The 21,328-nt window shown below is 56.5% G+C and carries 12 protein-coding genes; 8 read left to right on the top strand and 4 right to left on the bottom strand.

The genetic code is table 11. The annotated features are described in order from the left end of the window. The first annotated feature begins 349 nt into the window (after window positions 1–349). From SH410x_RS16635 to SH410x_RS16625, 3 genes are all read left to right on the top strand, one after another. Window positions 350–1,951: a YifB family Mg chelatase-like AAA ATPase gene (locus SH410x_RS16635; protein ID WP_473669030.1), complete on the top strand. Its 1,602-nt coding sequence runs from the start codon at window positions 350–352 to the stop codon at window positions 1,949–1,951. 31 nt (window positions 1,952–1,982) lie between these two features. Next, window positions 1,983–3,500 carry an HIRAN domain-containing protein gene (locus SH410x_RS16630; protein ID WP_473669028.1) on the top strand — a complete coding sequence of 506 codons (1,518 nt, stop codon included), beginning with the start codon at window positions 1,983–1,985 and terminating at the stop codon, window positions 3,498–3,500. Window positions 3,501–4,029: 529 nt separating this feature from the next. Next, a complete protein-coding gene (locus SH410x_RS16625; RefSeq protein WP_473669026.1) occupies window positions 4,030–4,986 on the top strand; it encodes an acetyltransferase in 957 nt (318 codons plus the stop codon). Window positions 4,987–5,159: 173 nt separating this feature from the next. Here the strand turns inward: SH410x_RS16625 and SH410x_RS16620 are convergent, their stop codons facing one another. Both SH410x_RS16620 and SH410x_RS16615 read right to left on the bottom strand, forming a co-directional pair. Continuing rightward, window positions 5,160–6,020, bottom strand: a complete 861-nt coding sequence (locus SH410x_RS16620; protein ID WP_473669024.1) for an alpha/beta fold hydrolase — start codon at window positions 6,018–6,020, stop codon at window positions 5,160–5,162. A gap of 144 nt (window positions 6,021–6,164) precedes the next feature. Beyond that, entirely contained in the window at window positions 6,165–6,779 is a 615-nt protein-coding gene (locus tag SH410x_RS16615; RefSeq protein WP_473669022.1) for a TetR/AcrR family transcriptional regulator, read from the bottom strand. Between the two features lie 680 nt (window positions 6,780–7,459). Here SH410x_RS16615 and SH410x_RS16610 point away from each other — a divergent pair. Continuing rightward, a complete protein-coding gene (locus tag SH410x_RS16610) occupies window positions 7,460–8,128 on the top strand; it encodes a haloacid dehalogenase type II (RefSeq protein ID WP_473669020.1) in 669 nt (222 codons plus the stop codon). Window positions 8,129–8,353: 225 nt separating this feature from the next. Further along, a complete protein-coding gene (locus SH410x_RS16605) occupies window positions 8,354–9,808 on the top strand; it encodes an IS701 family transposase (protein WP_473669018.1) in 1,455 nt (484 codons plus the stop codon). Window positions 9,809–10,093: 285 nt separating this feature from the next. On the opposite strand, the gene SH410x_RS16600 is transcribed toward SH410x_RS16605, so the two are convergent. Together SH410x_RS16600 and SH410x_RS16595 are read right to left on the bottom strand one after the other, a co-directional pair. Beyond that, window positions 10,094–11,359, bottom strand: coding sequence for an outer membrane protein assembly factor BamB family protein (locus SH410x_RS16600; RefSeq protein WP_473669016.1), 1,266 nt, complete (start codon window positions 11,357–11,359; stop codon window positions 10,094–10,096). Between the two features lie 244 nt (window positions 11,360–11,603). Then, window positions 11,604–13,136: a YHYH protein gene (locus SH410x_RS16595; protein ID WP_473669014.1), complete on the bottom strand. Its 1,533-nt coding sequence runs from the start codon at window positions 13,134–13,136 to the stop codon at window positions 11,604–11,606. 359 nt (window positions 13,137–13,495) lie between these two features. Here SH410x_RS16595 and SH410x_RS16590 point away from each other — a divergent pair, with 359 nt between their 5' ends. The 3 genes from SH410x_RS16590 to SH410x_RS16580 all read left to right on the top strand — a co-directional run bounded on the left by SH410x_RS16590 (window position 13,496) and on the right by SH410x_RS16580 (window position 21,288). Beyond that, window positions 13,496–18,271, top strand: a complete 4,776-nt coding sequence (locus tag SH410x_RS16590; RefSeq protein ID WP_473669012.1) for a CotH kinase family protein — start codon at window positions 13,496–13,498, stop codon at window positions 18,269–18,271. 108 nt (window positions 18,272–18,379) lie between these two features. Further along, complete coding sequence (locus tag SH410x_RS16585; protein WP_473669010.1) at window positions 18,380–18,949, top strand: ECF-type sigma factor; 570 nt, start codon at window positions 18,380–18,382, stop codon at window positions 18,947–18,949. Beyond that, window positions 18,946–21,288, top strand: a complete 2,343-nt coding sequence (locus tag SH410x_RS16580) for a serine/threonine protein kinase (RefSeq protein ID WP_473669008.1) — start codon at window positions 18,946–18,948, stop codon at window positions 21,286–21,288. Before SH410x_RS16585 ends, SH410x_RS16580 begins: the two co-directional genes overlap by 4 nt. Window positions 21,289–21,328: the final 40 nt, after the last annotated feature.

Raw genomic sequence — 21,328 nt, 5'->3', positions numbered from 1 at the left:
CAACGCGTTTTTCCTGGGTGCCAAGCAGCAAGCAGCAACCAAATCGCTTGGGGGTACGACGACTGTGTGAGCACATCGGAAACCGCCCTATCTCACTTTCGTTCCCTACAAGCCCGTGCGCGCGTAAATCAGATGTAGCCGAAGGCGACGGGGTTGGTGAACAATCGAGTGTAACAAGACGAGACTCTAGAGACTTCGGAAATTGCTCGCGAAAAGAGCGAATCGGGGATTGCAGCTTTCGGGAAGGGCACGCTTACTTGTTGCATGAAGTCGATATTTCCAATCCGATTCACCTCTGAGCCTGCGAATGATATGATCTGGTTCAATCAAATTTAAGGGCTGCAGCAAATTGAACCGGTTTAATTTTCACGATCACCTTCTGCGTCGCGACCATACGCTCAATGGCGGGATCCTGTTTGGGATCGAAGGTCACAACATTGAGTTGCAAGGACGTGCGACGAAGGTTCTGCGAACCGCTCGCCCCGTTGCGGAGTGTGTTCAAGTGACGGGTATGACGCGTGGTCCCGTCATCGAGGCGGTGACTAGAATCAGCGGAGCATTCAGTAAGCTTGGCATTCCGAATTCGCCGGTTGAGATCCTAATCAACCTTGCACCGGCAGCGCTTGAAAAAGGCGGTGCTTGGCTTGACCTGCCACTCGCCGTGCTGATGTTGCAAGTCGCAGGTTTGCTCCCGGATCTTCCTGAAGAGCAGGGAAATAAGTTTGTGATGTTCGGTGAAATCGGAATCCACGGCGGCCTTCGACGGGTTCCCGGTGCTCTGTCGCTAGCATTCAAGGCAACTGCAGGCCAATCATTGATTGTGCCGGCGGGTAATGAAAAGGAGTGTGCTCTGATTTTGGCCAAACCCGGTCATGAGAGCTGCGGAGTGTATCCAGCCGATACACTCGAGGAGGTGTTGGAGTTCTTTCGAGGCAAATCGAAGTTGCGCAATGCACTTCGAGAACCAATTCGATTCAACCCTGTGATTGACAAGGCAGTTGACTTTGGAAAAATTCGTGGGCAAGAACAGGCCAAACGAGCGGCCGTGATTGCGGCCGCGGGTGGACACAATCTGCTGCTGGTCGGGCCGCCTGGCGAAGGGAAGTCACTTTTGGCATCCGCGATTCCTGGAATCTTGCCTCGTCTACAAGAATCTGAAATGGTCGAACTTACGCGAATCTATTCTGCGGTGGGGCAGCTCGGGGATGACGGGAACGCAGTAACTCGCAGGCCGATGCGGACCGTTCATCACAGCGTCTCGATGCCGGCGCTAGTGGGCGGTGGTTCTGGCGTACCGCGTCCAGGCGAGATCACGTTGGCTCATCACGGCATACTCTTCCTTGATGAGCTTCCAGAGTTCTCACGCCGCACGCTTGAAGCGCTTCGGCAGCCCCTTGAGCAGGGCGTAATTCAAATTACTCGTGTGCAAGCTAGCTTAGAGTTTCCGTCGCGATTCACTTTGGTTGCCGCAATGAATCCATGTCCCTGCGGCTACGCGGGGAGTGAGCGGTGTGCATGCAAGCAGACGGAAGTCGAAAAGTACCAGCAAAAAATCAGTGGTCCGTTACTTGATCGCATCGACTTGCAAGTGGCAATGAGACCGTTGACTACGGACGAGCGTTTTGCGCCCACCAAGGAGGGTGAATCGAGGCGTCTTCGCGGCATCGTCCAAGCAGCTCGCGATACGCAGACGGAACGGTTCCAAAGTACACAAATCAGCTGCAATGCCGCGATCCCCGGAGGTGCAGTTGCCGACTACTGCAAGTTTTCTTCCGACGGCTTCTCTAAATATAAATATGTGCTTGAGGAATCAACGGTGACGACTCGCACCGCTGATCGCCTCGCCCGCGTTGCACGAACCATCGCGGACCTAGAGAAGCATGCTCAGATCGAGCCCGCTGATGTCGTCGAATCGGAACAGCTGATGATTAAGTTTGGCGTCATGTCCTGAAATAGATTGAAACCAAAATAGGGGTTTTGTGATGTCAGCTGAAATGAAAGTCTTCATTTGCTCTTTCTGTGAGAAACCGGTTCGTTGCAGCGCGGAACAGATGGGCCGGCGGGGGAAGTGCCCGAGTTGTCAGAAGCAAGTTGTTGTCGTCGATAACAGGAATCGCAATGCAGACGAACAATTGTCGACTTCGTGGTTTTACCAACGCATGCGACTGCTGAAAGGGCGAGAGGATGTGGGACCGATCACGGACACCGAATTTCTAGAAATGGTTCGCAAAGGACACATCGCGGCTGGCGACGAAGTCAAGAGTCCTGAGCTGACGAAAGGGCAATGGGTCGACGTTGCGAGATTGAATCTGTCACTGGTAAGCGATCGCATCTCGCAGCGAACTGCAGAGCAAGGTCGATGTCAGCGGGAGGCGAAACGACGGCAGAAGGCGGAGAGCGAGAACCGAGAAAAGCTCAGGCGGGGTATTCGGTCAATTATTGAAACGGGCAGTATCTCGAGCTCCAATCGGGTTGCAATCGAGAAATTTGCTCGCAAGGCGGGGATTTCCGAGACAGAAGTAAAGGAGACGATCAATTTACAAAGTAGTCAACTCATTCGAGAAGTCTTTGAAGAAGCACTTGACGATGGGATTCTGGAGCCACGTGAAGAACAGCTGCTAAGCCAGCTAGCAGTTTCTTTGGGTGTCGAGTTGAAGTTTCTAAAGGACGACGAGCTGCGTATCATTCTTTGTCAGTTAGCCTATGAGCTTGACGCAGGCGTGTTCGTCCCGGATGCGACAACAAACGTTCCATTCAAGATGGCGGCGAAAGAGAACTTCTTGTGCGATTGCGATGTCACATGGAATGAAGTCGTGATGCTCAAACGGCCTGCCGGTATACCTCTTGGCGGTGATTACTACCTCAAAGAAATTGGCAGTGGCAGGGCGTATCTAACAACGAAACAGGTATCGATGGTCGGAGAACTTCAGTCCAAGAAGTTTACGTTGTCATCGGTCCAAAGGGTCAGTCGTTTTATCGACGGAGTTCTATTCAATCGCTCATCAGGAAAGAGCGTTTTCCTGCGAATCCCAATGGACAAAATTCCGCAGGCACGATTTGCTCTAGTTGCTGAGTTCGCTTGTAGTGGCGAACCAGTGCTTGGGTTTTCGCCGACTCAGATGTTTGTTCCAGATATTGTCGAAGCGGAACCCGTTAACGAATCGTCTACCCGGTCTGTGCCCGCGTCAGTTCAACGTTACCGATCCTCGGCTTCGGATCCAACATACACGTTTCGGGTGGTTGGCGATTTCATCGGAAACCGCGAAGATTGCATCCGAAGGCTGGAGGTTGGGGATGTGATTCTGTTGCGGCGCGAACCGTCCAACGAACACGACCCGTACGCCGTTGCCGTTTTCGACTCTTCGAGTAACCAGCTGGGCTACCTTAAGCGGGATGTCGCATCTTGGTTTTCGCAAGTGTTGGGCAGGAAGCCTGACGCGACGGCACGGGTTCACTGCTTCACGTCCCAAGGCGCATTGATTGTCGGTGTTTTTTTGTAGGGATGATCGTCACATTCGTTTTTTTCGAACGATCGTGTGAAGGAGAGTTGGGCGGAAAGTTGGAAGCAGGAAAATGCTCTGATCGCCTGCTTCTTATTTTTCTGTATCCATCTCTTCTGGATAAATCCTCGCTCAGCATTCGCGATTCTCACGAAGTTGTAGCGGAGCCAGGAGAAGTCAATCAGCGGCATCCGGGAAGATGGAGCAGGGCCATCTTGAAACAGGGCGGGAACTGAACGCACCCAGTGCGGGATTCTGGAGAAAGACGGCTGGCCGAGATCTGATCGCTTGGAAATCCATCCTCACTATCGATCGACCTGGACGCATTCCCTCGGTGCCAACCTCCAGTCAGCAACCAGATTGGGTGGGGGGTGAGATTCTCGCCGAAGCGATCCCTGTCACATCAGATATCCCTTGAGCGGAATCGCTGGCTGTTTGGGTTGGCGGGGGGGCGTTTGATCGTCTGTTTTCCGTTTGCCTTCGCGAGGTTACATTTACGTTTTTCCGATCGTGCTCACAGGAGTTAGGCGTGCCTCATTTTGATGTTTTTAACGGTGATGCGGATGGGATTTGTGCTCTCCATCAGCTTCGTCTGGCCCAGCCACGTGAAAGCACGTTAGTCACCGGTGTCAAGCGAGACATTAATCTCCTCAAGCGTGTCCACGCACAGTCGGGCGATACGGCGACGGTGCTCGACATTTCGCTGGACAAAAACCGAGAGGATCTCACCCGTCTGCTCGATGGTGGCGTTGAGGTCGCGTATTTCGACCACCATTTCGCTGGTGAACTCCCCGATTCCTCAAACCTCACCGCGCATATTGATACCGCTGGTGACGTTTGCACGGGGCTGTTGGTCAATCGGTTCCTGGATGGTGCATATCTTCCATGGGCCGTGACCGCCTTGTTCGGCGACAACCTGCACGCAGCGGCCCGGGCCGCTGCGGCCCCGCTTGAGTTGAATGAATCGCAGCTAGAACAGCTCGAAACGCTCGGCACACTGCTGAACTACAACGGCTATGGAAGCACGATCGCGGACCTTTACTTTTCGCCGGATGATTTGTATCGCAAGGTCCAGCCCTACGCGGATCCGTTCGAGTTCATCACGTCCGACACGACCTTTCAAACACTGCATGATGGGTACGAGAGCGACATGACGCGGGCCGGTTCGATCGATCCGGTGCTGGAAACAGAGCGGTGCGCCGTGTTCTTGTTCCCAAATGAATCGTTCTCGCGTCGCGTCAGCGGTGTCTACAGCAACCAATTGGCTCGCGACAACCCGCAGCGCGCCCACGCGTTAGCCAGCTTGCTGCCATCGGGCGAATACTTGGTCAGCGTCCGTGCACCGCTGGAAACCAAGTCTGGTGCCGACGACCTATGCCGACAATTCCCGACCGGCGGCGGACGAAAGGCCGCAGCGGGAATCAACCAATTGCCAGCGGATCAGTTCCAGCCGTTCCTCGATGCGATGCAAAAGCAGTTCAGCTGATCGCATCGATATCGGTTGAACTTCGGCGAGGGAACGAGCGGAAAATTACGGTCTGAAATTGTGGCCGAACGCTCCGCGGTCGATCGATTCCGACCGCGGAGCGTTCGGCTACAATTTTCCGCTCGTCTCGAAGTCGACCGCGTGTTCGGCATCGTAGCGGCCCGACGATTGAGTCAGACCGCGACGGGAGTTGCTTGCAAGAATTCGAGGGTTGCTCGTGTGAATTCTTCGGGGTTGTCCTGAGGGACCCAATGCGAGCAATTTTCCATGGGGTGCAGTTTGGCGTTGGGCATGTCACGCACCAGGTTCTCGGCGGTTGAGAATGGTTGCCAACGATCGTCGACGCCCCATAGCAGCAACGTGGGCTGCTGCATCTCTCCGAGCCGACCGGTCAAAGGTGTGGTGTGGTTCGTGTTCAAGCTTGCCGCATTACGGACCAAACTGACGATTCCTTCACGGTCTTGGTACGGCGCCACAATCCCCTCTTTGAATTCGTCCGTTAAACGTTCTGGCCGAGAAAGGCCGAATTGGAAACTCTCGACGAGCTTGCCGGTCATCTCCTCAGAGGAGAGTTTGGCGTTGCGAGGGTGCCCCATTGCGAGCATCTCGTCGACAGGCCAACTGTCGTAGGCGACGCTATTGGATAGCACCATCGATCGGACCAATTCTGGGTTGCGATCGGCCAGTATCATCGCGACACCGCCGCCAATGTCATGAGCAACGAAATGGGCGCTCTCGACATCGATCGCCTCCAGAAACCGCTCCACAAAGTCGGCTTGCACTTCGATAGAGCGATCGAAGTGATCGCGGCGGTCGGAGTATCCGTAGCCGATCATGTCTGGTGCGATCACTCGATAGTGCTTCGCCAGCGTGTCGATGACATCGTGGAAGAGAAACGACCAGGTTGGTATCCCATGCAGCAACAACAGCGGTTCACCGGCACCCACATCGGTGTAGGCCACCGTCAGTGGCTCATCGATTACACCGTCGAGCGAAAGGGTTTGTTGACGTTTTCGGAAATCTTGAACGTTCATAAGGGACTCCGTCATGGGTTAGGGATGACTTGTTGAATGGTCGGTCAATATGTGAATGTACGACGGCGTCGAGCATCCGCCAGGCAACTCCCGGCATTGTCCTTCCATCGCGAGCGGATCACGCCGCTCAGCTTGATCGCCACGTCAACGACGAAAGATGAGTTCCGAGAGAGTCGCCAGCGCCTGTTTCGTTGCCACCGAACGACCACTGACGCGCGAGTGCAACAAGGCTCCGTCAGCAGTGGCAACGGTCAGTCGAGCGAGCATCTTTGCCGATGGGCTCTTCGGGATCGCGTTGCTGTCGATTGCTTGTTGGTACGTCCTGGTAAACTCATCCACTAAACTCTGCGTCGCTTTGGACATGACTTCAGCAATAGCAGCATCTTTCGGGCCAATCTCGCCGCCTGTGTTCACCAGCAAGCATCCCCGGCGATCTGAAACCTTGGCATCGGCTTCCCAACGCTGAAGAACACGGTTCACACGCACCAGCGGATCGCCATCGCCACGCAGTATTTCCACGATCTCATTCACACGATGAGCGATGTAGCACAGCAGGGCTTTGTGGAAGATAGCGGCCTTATCGCCGAACGCGTTGACCAAACTCTGGCGTCCCTCGCCCGTAGCGGCTTCCATCTCCCGAAAACTGGTTTCGTGGTAACCCAATCGCCAAAATAGATCGACGATCGCGAGCAACGTCTCGTCACGATCAAACTCGCGAGGACGCCCCATCGGACGGGGAGGTGCATTGTCAACTGACATGGGACCAGCCAATCAAGATCGGTGTTTGCATGGAACGGGGCGTCAAATGAAAGAGGCTTGGAAAGCCTCAGGTTAGTGGAACCCGCCACGCCAGCCTAGCGATGACAGTCCATCTCGCTCGATGGACGCCATCGTCACATTCGTTTTCGCCGAATTTTGTACAGACGGATAGAGCTTAGAGGGGCACAGCACACAGGGGCACAGCACTTCAAGGCTGCTAACCACCGATGCGGAAGTTTCCGTATGGAATTCGCCGATGGGTGTTTGCCGCGGTTTTCGAAATGTTTCGCGTTTCACGCGCTAGCCGGGTCGAACGCCTATCGGCAAATGGGATCACACCAAGCGAGTCCGCATCATCTCGAAGGGTTGCGAAGGCGAAATCGTCGCCGGATGTTCCGTTGTTGGCATTTCAGAAACGATTGCCATTTGCCTGGCAGCGCCCAATACTGAGAACAAGACATGTCGCCCGCGAAACGGTTTGCGACGCGTCAGGCCGCCGATTGAAATCGCCGTTTGGCTGCGCACCGTTTAGTCACACCGTAAGAGAACCCTATATGAACGTCAGGCACATCCTCCTCACACTTCTCGTTTTTACGGTGAGTGTGGGGGGCAGCACCGCGCATTCGCAAGTTTCCACTTTGCGGCCGCAGCCCAATTCCGATCTCAAGTCGGAGGAAGCCATGCCACGACCAAAGGTCATCATCTTTGACGTCAACGAAACGTTACTGGATCTTGCTCCGTTGAAAATTTCTGTCGGCAAGGCGCTCAATGGGCGAGAGGATTTGTTGCCGCTCTGGTTCTCCACGATGCTTCACTACTCGCTAGTGGAGACGCTCAGCGACAACTACCACGGTTTTGGAGAGATCGGAGTCGCCGCGTTAATGATGGTCGCCGAGACGCAAGGTATTGACCTTGAGTACGAAGATGCCAAACAGGCCATCGTCACACCGCTTCGTTCGTTGCCACCGCATCCCGACGTTGTCGAAGCGATTCGGAAGCTCAAGAACGACGGGTTCCGCATCGTCAGCTTGACCAACTCGTCGGCCGTCGGAGTGGAGACTCAGTTCAAAAACGCTGGTTTGACCGACCTGTTTGAAAAGCGATACACCGTCGAGAGCATCAAGAAATACAAACCGCACCCTGACACCTACCGTATGGTACTCACAGATCTCGGTGTCGAACCCGACGAAGTGTTGATGGTTGCCGCCCATGCATGGGATTTGGCGGGGGCGAAGAATGTCGGACTGCAAACAGCATTCATTGCACGACCGGGTAAGACTCTGTATCCGAACGTCGCCAGGCCTGACTATGTTGTCAAGGATTTGAACGAGCTGGCAGAGAGTCTGTAAGGAACGCGGGATCAATAACTGGCGTAGTGGATCTTGTCAAAGATCCATCCAGACCAGGATCTTTAACAAGATCCACTATGGTAAACTCGTCACTTATTGTTCATGGTATCCTAAGTTCCAGTTTTGCACTTTTTGCTAACTGATATTGGCACGAAAAAGGCGGCCCGTTCCAATGAGATTTGAACCTTCAAACTTTCAAATCCTTTGGCACGGAAGCCGCCCACCATGGAACTTACCAGTTCGTTCGAGACTCTGCTACGCACGTTCTCCCCAGCTTTCACCGCTCCCAGCTTCCAAACGTTTCGCCTGTTGATGACCGGCTGGATTCTGTCAGCCCGACATCGCTATGTCACCGATCTGATTATTTCCAGCGACTCCGTTGGCAACGGGCATTTCTCTGATTACCACCGCTTCTTCTCGCAAGCGGCTTGGGACATCGATCATCTCTGGAAACTGTTGGCCCAGTTGATCCTGAACAACTTGATCGGTGCCGATGCCACGATCGTGCTTTCGGGGGATGACACCCTCTGTCGTAAACGCGGCCTGGGGATCTTTGGTGCTGGAATGCACCACGATGCGTTGAGTTCGTCGAAGTCCAAGAAAATTTGTCACTGGGGGCACGATTGGGTGGACCTGTGCATCGTGATTGCTCATCCATGGTGGGCACCGACGAAAGTCTTTTCTCTGCCGATTTGCATGAGGCTCTATCGCAATCGCCAGGGGCTCGCCAAAGGGAAAGGCAAACGCAAGAAGAATCCCACCGCCGCGCAGGTGCGTGCCGCATCCAAGCAGGCCAAGCAAGCCGCAGCAGCTAAGAAGAAGGCAGCTGAGAACGCCAAGAAGAAAAACAAACCCGATCCAAAAGCCCATAAAACACGGCCTGAACTGATGGCTGAGATGGTGGCCATGGTTGCTGCATGGTTCCCAGATCGCCAGTTCATTCTCGTCGTCGACAGTCTTTACAGCGGCAAGAGCGTGCTGTCGAAGTTGCCTGAGAACTTTGAGTTGATTGGCCCAGTTCATGCCAAGGCGGCGCTCTACTCACCGGCCCCTCAAGAAACAACCGTCCGTCGTGGGCCTCGCCGTAAGAAAGGTGAGCGGTTGAAAGATGCCGCTGCTTGGGAGCAGGACAGTTCACGTTGGCAAACGCTCCACTACGATCAATACGGGCTGCACGGATCGCTGCGGGTGAAAACTCGCACGGGACTGTACTACAAAGCCGGCAACGACCGACTGCTTCGCCTGGTGCTCTCGCAAGACACCGTGGGTCAGCGGCCGACACGAATCTTTTACTGCACCGACGTGTCGATGAAGCCCCAGGAAATTCTTTCGATCTTCTCGCAACGTTGGTCGATTGAAGTGACGCACTTCGATTGCAAGCAACATCTCGGACTAGAAGATCCGGCGAACCGCACTCCCAAAGCGGTCGAACGAACCGCTCCGATGGCGATGTTCCTGTACAGCCTGTCGATCCTGTGGTTCGCGACCGAAGGCCACGAGGAACTCCAGTTTCCGAATCGACCTTGGTACCACTGGAAGTCTGAACCGAGCTTCGCGGACATGCTCACGACGCTACGCCGCAAATCCTGGGAAGAGAAATTATCGGGGGTGTCGCTCGCTGCGACACCCGACGATAATTCCAGACGTCTGCTCACGTTCCTGGCGACGCTCGCCGGATAGCATGCGGAAAGTGCAAAACTGGAACTAAGCAGATGCGACTCAGGCGTTCTGTTTGCCGCGTGGGCACCGGTGCTCCAGCGGCATACCAAGAGGTTTCATCGGTCACATCGGCGGTGCTGCCCTTGGAACTGTCCCGGTGATTTCCGTTTAAAACCAAGTATTCCTTGTTCTTCGGTGGTGCAACCTGGGGTGTCAGTGCTTTCTAGGTCCGGGTCTGTCGTGGAAACGGTGGCGACGGTTGCGGTCTCGACGCCAGCGATCGAACCGGCGTTTCCGGATGCGCCTTCATTGGCTACCGATGCAATAGAGCGATTGATCGCTGCGTAGATAGAGCTTGCCGTCGCTCACCGCTGGTGACGCGTTGAAGTCGGTTTCATCACTTGCAAACTTGTTTTGAGACTCGGGCGTGAACGATTCACCGGGCGAGAACACGATCGTGCCACTGCGTCGAGTGACGATGTAGATGTGTTGTCCAATCAAAATGGGGGAAGCGTAGACGGGCCGACCACTTTCGAGATTGCGGGCACGCTCGCGGTAGATCACCTCGCCATTTTTCGCCGATGTGCAGTAGGCGATGCCCCGGTCGTCGATCCAGTAAAAGCGATCTTCATGAAGCAAGGGGGTCGCGACGTAGGAACTGGATTGGTTCGTCCACAGAACGTTGGAGTCGGTGATGTCTTTGGGGTTCGCCGTTCCGCCGCGCGCTTTGACGGCGATGCTACCCGAGGCCCGATAGCCGCCGAAGCTGTAGAGCGTATCCTCGTCCACGATGATCGAGGGCGTCACGTTGCCGGTCATGGGCGTGCTGGCGTACCAATTGAGTTTGCCAGTATCTGGATTGAGTGCCCAGATTTCACCGGGCACACTGATTACCAATTCCACGTCCGCGTTGTCCGGCCTGACGATGCGTGGCGTCCCATAGGTCAGTTCAAGCATGTCGGCATCGGTTCGCCACAATTCCTCGCCTGAATTTTTGTCAAAGCAGAACATGGCCTTGGCTTCTTCGGCCGCGTTGACGAATAACTTGTCTCCGTAAAGCACTGGGCTAGAGGCCGATCCCCAGTGTCGATTGCTGCTGCCTTTGCCGACGTCGCGACTCCAGTTCGTCTCGCCGGCAAGGGAGATCGAATGCACGCCGCCCTTGCCGAGGAACACGTACACGTTCTCCCCGTCAGTCACCGGGGTGTTGCTGGCGTAACCGTGTTCGGTGATGTAACCCTGGTAGGTATCTTCGCGATAGTCGATTGGAAAGTCGACCGACCACTGTTGCTCTCCCGTGTTCTTATCGAAGCTGACGACTTGCCGTTTGGCCGCGTCGCCGGAAACGTAGCAGGTCACGATGACTTGATCGCCGACCACAATTGGACTGGAGGAACCGCTGCCGGGCAGATTCACTTTCCAAACCAAGTTTTCAGACTCGCTCCAAGTCGTCGGTACGGTTTGAGTGGAATGAGCGGACCCGTTCGGTCCCAGGAACGCGGGCCAGTCATCAGCCGACGCGGTGATGAAGGTTACGAAAAACGGGAGGGACGCCAGAATCAGTGATCTCATGGGGGTGCCTAAAAGGAATATTGGAAGCGGCGAAGGGGCATGCGCATTCGGGACGAGTATCGAAACTGTGGAACCCATGGGATGGGGGGCAGAAAGTCTTGACGACTTCCGGTACGAACAAGAGATAAACGCGTCGCGGCAGCAGATGAATCAGGCGAGTCGTTGCGTTCGCCAGAAAGTGGCGTCCACCGACTCGCGACGATTGCATCCTTGGGTTCGACGCCGTTTGTTGTCTCGTGGTCGCTTACTCAGGTCGTCCGCGCCGAGTAGATCCATTTTCGCTGGAACGTCCACCGGGAGGTCCGCCGCGACGTAACTGCTGTTGCTGGTCGCTCGTCAGGATACGCTGCAGTCTCGTGAAGACGTTTTTTTGCAAGGCGTCGATTTGACGAGTTTGTTTGGCGGTCAGGTTCAGTGATTCCTTCACGAACGAAGGCAGGATTTCACCGGGCGTGGGCGGGCCACCGCCCGGAGGTCCGCCTCTTCCAGGCCCACCAGGGCCTCGTCCGCGGGCTCCACCGGGACCTCCGGGAGGCCCATTTTCACGTGGATCTATGTCACGTCGATCTCTTTCCGGAAGCCCACCGGGCGATGCGTATTCACCCGCGGGTCCGCCGCCGGGTGGCCCGACGTTCAGCAGTTGCTGACGTTGTTCCTCCGTCAAAACTTTCTCGAGTCGTTCATCGACTAAACTTTGGAGGGCGGCGAGTTGCTTGGTTTGGCTGGTGCTCAAGTTCAGTGACTCCTGAACAAAGGAAGGCAATACTTCACCGGGGCGTGGTGGGCCGCCGGGGCGTGGTGGTCCGCCGGGGTGTGGTGATCCGCCGGGGCCATGTCCAGGACCACGGTTGCCCGCCAGACCGGGACGTGTCCCGCCGGGCCGGGGGCCATGCCGGAAATCTTCCGACGGCGTACCGCGATAGTTGCGTGGCACGACGGGCCATTCTTCGGTCATGAAGTACGCGTAGGTGCCTTCGGGGAACTCCGGCGTCACGCATGATCGTCCATTGCACTCGTCCAAGTCACCACTGCCCGCGACGTATTCATAGTCACGCACAAACGTACCGTCGTATTCGCCGCCTGGCGCATTGCCACCCGGTCGAGAGCCTTTGATCAACTGGTAGCTCGATGTGAGTTTTTGGATACTCGAATCGGGGTCGTTTGGATCGCTGTATCCATACACCGCGTAAATGGGGAACCCGTCAGCGGCCCAGCCGATCAGTGGCGAATGCTTGCCCGACTCAACTTTGACACTGTCGATCAGGCCGGTTGGCAACCCGTGGTAGTGATACTTGCCGTTCGGTTGAACGTGGGCATGAGAAACATCGATGCCAAGGGCCACGGCACCGGACAGCGGTTCATATTGCCAGCCCGGTTCGCCGTCGTAGAACTCGGCAGCACCCGGATCAAACGGCACACCGTTGATCGCGACCCCGAACTCGCCGTGCATCGGCGACACTCTGTCGGCGATCTTGGGGTTGGCCGGCACGCGGTATTCGTGGCTCTGAGCGGTGATCGAGTTGGGATTTCCTCGGTTGGGAAACCTGCCTGTTTGGTGATTGGGGATGCCGTTGGATCGAATGATCCGCTCGTCGCCGACGATTTCGATGGTGACTTCGTTTTTCACCGGTGGCGTCGAAGTTGCGGGCAGCGGTCTTAGAACCCCTTTCTCGGTGATCTTATGCAGTCGCGGCGGCGGTGGTCCTTGCGCGATCGCGATCATGGCGATCACGCTGGCCGCACCGGCCGAGCAGGCGAGAACGAGCTTTCGTTTCATGGGAGGGCCTTTTGTGGGGAAACGTAGCGGAAGTCATCAAAACTTTCGCGGGTGATGGATCGGTAGACGGCGAAACGCCTGGAGATTCCGCAGTGGGAGAGCGGGTTTGACTCGCCGTTCCGCCATAGTTTCTCATGCGTCGTGGGCTGCGGTTTCGGGCCAGCAAACTCAAATAACCATTTAAAAAAGAGTTCGTTGGCCCAATGGGCTGTGGAAGCACGCATAGAGAAGGCCGGCGTTTGCGTATGACCGATCCATCGTAGCGGAACTCGTCGAGAGTTTCGTTGAGCAGGATCGAAGGTCTCCACGACCTCCACGACCTCCGCGACTCCCTACCGTCCCGCTGGCCGAAAGTCCTGATGCCTTTCGCTACTCAGCTTCCAACGAACCGAATGCACGACATGATCTCACGGCGAGCCAATCATTCACGTCAAAACAAGCGTCGAGTACTATGCCTTCAGTTGTTCGAGGAGCGCCGGATGCTGCATGGCGACTCGCTGTTGGAGGTCTCCGATGACATAACGGCCGAAGTCAGTACGGTCAGTGCTGGGGTGTCCGTCGCCGCAGGCGAATCGATTGCGGACGGCCAATCCGCTTGGACTCACGCCGAAGTCGCTGACGATGCGGCCGCGTTCTTCGACGACAGCTTCGTCCATGAGGTTTCGATCACCTTTGAGAACAGCGATTGGTACGACGTGCTGCTCGATTCGCACGCCAACGATTCCGCTGATCCCTATTTTGCCGCTGACGTGACGATCGACGGCGTCACGATGGAAAACGTCGGCGTGCGATTCAAAGGCAATTCGTCGTTCACCGGTACCGGCATCAAAAAGTCGCTGAAAATTGACTTCGACGAGTTCGATGAGACCAATGACAGCCTGACTTACCTCGGTTTGAAAAAGCTGAACCTGAACAACAACTACAACGACCCGACGATGCTACGGGAAAAGTTGCTCTATGACTTTGCGTCGAACTTCGTGGAAGGTGCCAGCCGAGCGGTCCATACCAACGTCACGATCAATGGCGAACTGTTTGGCGTCTACACGGCCGTCGAGCAAGTCGACAAAACATATGTGCAAACCAGGTTCGGCAGCGACGAAGACGGCAACCTTTTCAAGGGTGCCGCGTCGGATGATGCCGACGATCCCAATGCCGATTTCGGGTCGGACTTGACGTACTTGGGTGATGATCCTGTCGCTTACGAGGCCAACTATCAACTGAAAACGAACGAGACGGCGAACGACTATTCCGACTTGGTTGAGCTCATCGATGTCCTCAATAACACGTCCGCCGCAGACTTACCAGCAGCCATCGAACCGTTGTTGGATGTCGACGATACGTTGGCATCGCTCGCGATCAATAATTTGTTTGCGAACCTCGATTCGTACAATGGATCGGCTCACAACTACTATCTGTATGATCGTGATGATTCGGGGCAGTTCACGCATATCCTGTGGGATGCGAATGAGTCCTTCGGGCGATTCAGTCTGTTCGTAACTCCCGGCGAAGATCTGCAAGAACTCGATCCGTTCTGGCTGCCGGTCGCGACGACGACCGGAGGGCCAGGGGGTGGCCTCGGAGGTGATGGGCCTCCCGTCGATGGGATCCCTGTTGATGGCGGGCCGCCTGTTGGTGGACCGCCTGTCGGTGGAGTCCCGGTTGATGGTGTTCCCACTGATGGTGTTCCCACTGATGGTGTTCCCACTGATGGTGTTGCTGTTGGCGCTGAAGAGTCACGCCCATTGATGGAGAACCTATGGGCCGTCGACGAGTATAGCGATGACTACCTACGCGACCTGGCCGAGATGCTTCGCGAAGGATTTGATAGCACGTCGGCGACCTCTCGAATCAACGAACTAGCCAATGTGATTCGCGATGATGTCGCGGCGGATCCGAACAAGCAGTACACGACGGCGCAGTTTGAACAAAACTTGACGAGCGATGTCTCATCGGGAATGGGAACGATCTACGGATTGGCCTCGTTTATCGATACGCGTGCACAGTACCTCGACGCCGAATTAGACACGTATGCTTCGACGTCCGACCTGCGTCTCAATGAGTTGATGTCCGTCAACGTGACGACGGCCCAAGATGAGTCGGGTGATTTTGATCCCTGGGTCGAAATCTACAACTACGGGCCTGGTTTGGTCGATGTTTCGGGGTTGTATCTCACCGATGATGTTGATGATCTGACGAAGTGGTCGATGCCGTCGGGTAGCCTCGACGATGGCGAGTTTCTAACGCTGTGGATCGACGGCGAGGCGGGCGAAGGATCCAACCACACGAGTTTCTCGCTCAGTGCCACGGGCGGCACGCTGCAATTGACCGACGGTGTCACTGTGATTGATACCGTTACCTACGACGCTGCGATGGCTGAGGATACGTCACTCGCTCGTGTGCCTGATGGCGAAGGTGACTTGGAAACGACCGACCAGCCCACGTTTGGAATCGCTAATCTCGCCAGTGTGCTCGTCGTCGATCCCGTCACACCCGTGGTGCTGTACATCAATGAGTTCATGGCGGACAACGACGCCACGATCGAAGATCCCGACGCGGCGGGTGAGTTCGACGACTGGGTCGAACTCTACAACCCGGGCACCGAAGCGATCGACCTCGGTGGGATGTCGATGACGGATGATTTGGCCGATCCGACTCAGTGGCAGTTTGCTACGGGAACCACCATTGCTGCGGGCGGCTATTTGATCGTGTGGGCCGATGGAGACACCGAACAAGGTGACAACCATGCAACATTCAAATTGTCCACCGGCGGCGAAGAAATTGGGCTGTACCACACCGATGGCGCCACCCTGATCGACTCGATCGTCTTTGATGCTCAAGTCACCGACATTTCGTACGGGCGATTCCCCGACGGAAGTGATACGTTTGTTTCGATGACGACGGCCACGCCTGGCGCCGCCAACGTGAACGACACCACCACGAACCTCGCACCGACCGCCGACGCAGCAGGCCCCTACAGCGGCCAGGTCGATGTTCCGATCACGCTAACGGCAGCCGGATCCACTGACAGCGATGGCACGATCGTCTCGTACGCTTGGGACCTCGATAACGACGGCCAATACGACGACGCGGTGGGTGTGACGACCTCGCTCACCTCCACCACGGTGGGAACGTATACCGTCGGCGTCCAAGTGACCGACGATGCCGGAGCGACCGGCGTCAGCAATGCAACCGTGACCGTTTCATCCGCTGCTGTCACACCCGTGGTGCTGTACATCAATGAGTTCATGGCGGACAACGACGCCACGATCGAAGATCCCGACGCGGCGGGTGAGTTCGACGACTGGGTCGAACTCTACAACCCGGGCACCGAAGCGATTGACCTCGGTGGGATGTACATGACGGATGATTTGGCCGATCCGACTCAGTGGCAGTTTGCTACGGGAACCACCATTGCTGCGGGCGGCTATTTGATCGTGTGGGCCGATGGAGACACCGAACAAGGTGACAACCACGCAACCTTTAAATTGTCCACCGGCGGCGAAGAAATTGGGCTGTACCACACCGATGGCGCCACCCTGATCGACTCGGTCGTCTTTGATGCGCAAGTCACGGACGTTTCGTACGGGCGATTCCCCGACGGAAGTGATGCGTTTGTTTCGATGACGACGGCCACGCCGGGCGCCGCCAATGTGAACGACACCACCACGAACGTCGCACCGACCGCGGACGCAGCAGGCCCCTACAGCGGCCTGGTCGATGTCCCGATCACGCTAACGGCAGCCGGATCCACTGACAGCGATGGCACGATCGTCTCGTACGCTTGGGACCTCGATAACGATGGCCAATACGACGACGCGGTGGGTGTGACGACCTCCTTCACCTCCACCACGACGGGAACGTTTACCGTCGGCGTGCAAGTGACCGACGATGACGGAGCGACCGGCGTCAGCAGTGCAACCGTCAGTGTTTCGGCGGCCGCGGCTGCAGCTGGATTGATCGTGATCGAATCTGGCGGATCGACATCGGTCAACGAGGACGGGACCAGCGATACGGTCAATGTGTCCCTGACCAGTCAACCCACTGCGAACGTTACCGTTGCCATCTCCAGCAGTGACACCGGCGAGGTTTCCCTGACGACCAGCTCGCTCACGTTCACCCCGAGCAACTGGGACGTTGCGCAATCGTTCACCGTGTCAGGCGTGGCTGATGACAGCGTTGACGGCGATCAATCGGTTCAGGTGACGCTCACCGTATCGAGCGAAGACCCTGACTATGCAGCGGTTGGGAGTTCGGACATCGTCGTGACCAATCAGGACACCGACGAGGCGCCCGTGATTCCGGCCCAGATCTTTTCACCGGCGTATGTGGTCCGTCCCCACATCATTCCGGCCAGTAGTGTGCGGACAGCAATCCTGTTCGCCGCGCACGCAACCGGCACGATCACGGTCACGTCCGTTGGATTTGCATCGGTAAGTGAAACCATCCGTTTGGTCGATGGCAACGTCCAACAGGTCAGCGAGTACGTGGGCGGTGTCGCCCAAGCCACGGTGAGCGCGGGCGGAATGTATGCGATCATCTTCGAAGCACAAACGAGCGACCGGATCTACTCCGTCCGCTCGACAGCAGGCAGCGACGCATTCACGATGACAGCGACAACGAATTTTCTGCAACCCACAGACACCAACGGTGACAGTCAAACGACTGCGTTGGACGCTCTGGTGATCATCAATCAGCTGAACCGGGCGTCCGCTGGAGAAGGTGAGCCGGTGGCAAATGGTTCACTCTTCGATGTTAACCAAGACGGAGCGACTTCGGCGCTCGATGCGTTGATTGTGATCAATGAACTGAATCGTCGTCAGCTCGCCGATTCCGAAGGTGCTGTGGTGGTGGGAGGCGTGTCCGCTGAGGCGGCGGAGCTTGCGGTGCCATTGCAAACCTATGTGTCACCGAATCTCGGCGAGAGAACGGTTGCTTCTGAAGGGGTGGCCTTAGGGGAGCCGGACGCGGGAACGCTGGCGGGGACTTCTTGGGCCGGCGATCGCGAATCTCATCAAGACGTCGTTGACGGGGTGATTAGCGGCTTGTTCGCAGACGATTCGAATCGCGAGGAGGAGGACACGCTTACCGATCTGTCACTGTTGACGAACGATGCTCTCGATCTGAGCTGGGTATGATTGATCGGGAAATCGGTGTCGCGGAAGGCGTCGTGACTTTCGATAAATCAATGCGGCGGAGACTCTTGGCGATCTCCGTTACCAATCGAAGAAGATAGAATTGAGTTCATGAACAGCGACGTCAGTCATATCCTGCAACAGATCGAAAGCGGAGACGCTCAGGCGACCGAGCAGTTGTTGCCGTTGGTTTATCAGGAGCTGCGTCGATTGGCCTCGCAGAAGATGGTCCATGAGAAGGCATCGCACACCCTGCAGCCGACGGCGCTCGTCCATGAGGCGTTTCTGAGACTCGTCGGTGGGGACAGCAGCCCGTCTTGGGAGAGCCGCGGCCACTTCTTTGCGGCGGCAGCCGAAGCGATGCGACGCATCTTGATTGAGTCAGCGCGACGACGGAATGCTGATAAACGGGGCGGCGATCGGAAGCGATCCGAACTGTTGCCTGACGTTGCGGAGATCCACCCGGAAAACGCCGAGGCGCTGCTCGCATTGGATGAGGCACTAACGAAATTGCAGGTGAAAGATGAGGGCCTCGCCAAGCTTGTCGAGCTCCGCTATTTCGCGGGGCTGACCATCGACGAGACCGCTGAATTACTCGATACGTCACCACGAACGGTAAAGCGAAACTGGGTCTATGCCCGCGCGTGGCTACGAAGGGAAATGGAGGAAGACGAGAAATGAGTGAGCCCTCCGAACGAACTATCTTCCTCAACGCTATCGAACGGGAGGACCCGCAGGTACGCGAGGACTATCTAGCGAAAGCCTGCGGCAATGACAAACGTCTGCGACCCAGTGTCGACGCATTGCTACGGGCGAGTGACCAACCCGACCACCTGCTCGATCGCCCTCCAGTGGCCATCGACGAAGGGCTGTCTCTGACGCACCAATGCGACGGCATGGATGGACCCTTGATCGGCACGATGATCGGTCCCTATCGGTTGATGGAACAGATCGGCGAAGGCGGTTTTGGGCTGGTGTTTGTCGCTCAACAAGAACGGCCATTTCGCCGAAGTGTGGCACTGAAAATCGTCAAACCCGGATCGGGTTCCAAGGAGGTCATCGCACGCTTCGAGGCCGAGCGGCAAGCCATCGCAATGATGGACCACCCCCACATCGCACGCGTCTTCGATGCTGGCGTCGCTATCGATAGTCGGCCTTACTTTGTGATGGAATTGGTGCGAGGAGTGCCGATCACCGAATTTGCCGATGCACACCGATTGACGATCGGTGAACGCTTGCAGCTTTTCCAGGACGTCTGTGCTGCGGTTCATCACGCCCACCAAAAAGGGGTGATTCATCGCGATATCAAACCGTCCAACGTGATGGTCACGCTGCACGACGATAAGCCGGTGGTGAAAGTCATCGACTTCGGTGTCGCCAAAGCGATTGGTCAATCGCTAACTGACAAAACGCTCTATACACGCTTCTTTTCGATGATCGGCACGCCGCTGTACATGAGCCCCGAGCAGGCTGAGATGAGCGGTCTGGACATTGACACTCGTAGCGATATCTATTCGTTGGGGGTGCTGTTGTATGAATTGCTATCGGGAGCAACGCCATTCGATCGCGACCGTCTGGACTCTGCCGGGCTCGACGAACTGCGCCGTATCATTCGCGAAGAAGAACCACCACGGCCGAGCAGACGGCTTACGACGCTCGGCACGCGAGTGACAACGGTGTCCAGTTCGCGGCGTCTCGAACCCAGTCGGCTAACGTCTTCTTTGCGAGGCGATCTGGACTGGATCGCGATGAAGGCGCTTGAGAAGGATCGCAATCGTCGATACGACTCGGCGGCCGCGCTGTCGGCGGATATTGCCTGCTATCTCGACCAGCAGCCGATCCATGCTCGCCCTCCGAGCATGTTGTATCAAATGGTGAAGTTTGCCCGGCGAAACCGTTTCGCGTTGGCGACCGCCGTGGCGATTTTGCTGACGATGCTGATCGGGACGGCCGCGAGTCTGTGGCAAATGCGCGCGGCGATGAACGAACGGGACGAGAAAGAGAATGCGCTGGTCGAGATCGAGAATTTTGCGAAGAAGATCACGCAGGCGCATCGGATGGTGGCCAGTGCCCAGAATAATGCTGACTCGGGCAGGTTGTTATTGGCGTTAGATGAATACGACGCGGCGGTAGAGCAACAACCGAGTTACTACCTTCCGTGGACCAGCCGCGGGCAGTTTCTCGCGCGTATCGGTTGGTGGCAGGAGGCCGCAGAGAGTTACGCAACGGCAGTCCAATTAGAGGCGCCGGTGGATTCGCCACAGTGGTGGGGCGTGCCGACGCTCTTTCGGTTGACCGACCAACCCGACGCCAAGCGGCAGTACACCCGTCAGCTTCAAAAGCTTGTCGCGACGGAACCGGCGCTCACGAGTTGGGAGATGCTGCGTCACTGCTTGACGGACAAAAGTGTCTTTTCGCAGGAGCAGTTTGTGGCGTTTGCCCGACAAGCGGAGTCTTGGCTCGAGCAGGCGGAAAGGAGGCCACCGCAGGACTTCCACCCCAGACGCCCGCCGCCCCCGCCGCCAGGAGAATTTTGGCTGGGACCGCCGCCTGACGATTTCGATTTTGCCGATCGACCACGCAAACCGACGCGCTCACCCGCCAATCGACTCGGTCGCTTGGACGACGTACCGCGTTTGCCAATGCCCGTTTGTCTCTATATCACCGGCCTTGCTCATCTCAGAGCAGGGGAGTTGGAGCAGGCCATGCGCCGGATGCAGCAAACTCAGCACGCTGAGCAATGGCCCGCCGTGGGACTCACGTACGCTCCGATGGCAATGATCCATCATGAGAACGGCGATCAAGAGGCAAGCCAAGACGCACTACGCCAGTCCCAAGCAGCCATCGAGGAGGTGGTGTCCAAGATCATCGGGCATGACGGCACGATGACGCTCGGCGGAGTTTTGTGGTTTGATTTGGCCGACATGTTGATGCTCCATCGAGAGGCGTCGCAAATGATCCATGGCACCACCAACCTCGATCCCAATATCCTTGATCGCATTCGTCGTCCACTTCAGTAACTCGCCGCCATCGGAAGGGGGCGAATCAGGCAGCATGCTC

Source organism: Rhodopirellula sp. SH410 (genome assembly GCF_055811895.1).
Note: the sequence above shows the minus strand (reverse complement) of the source record. Positions and strands in the feature narration are given on the sequence as shown.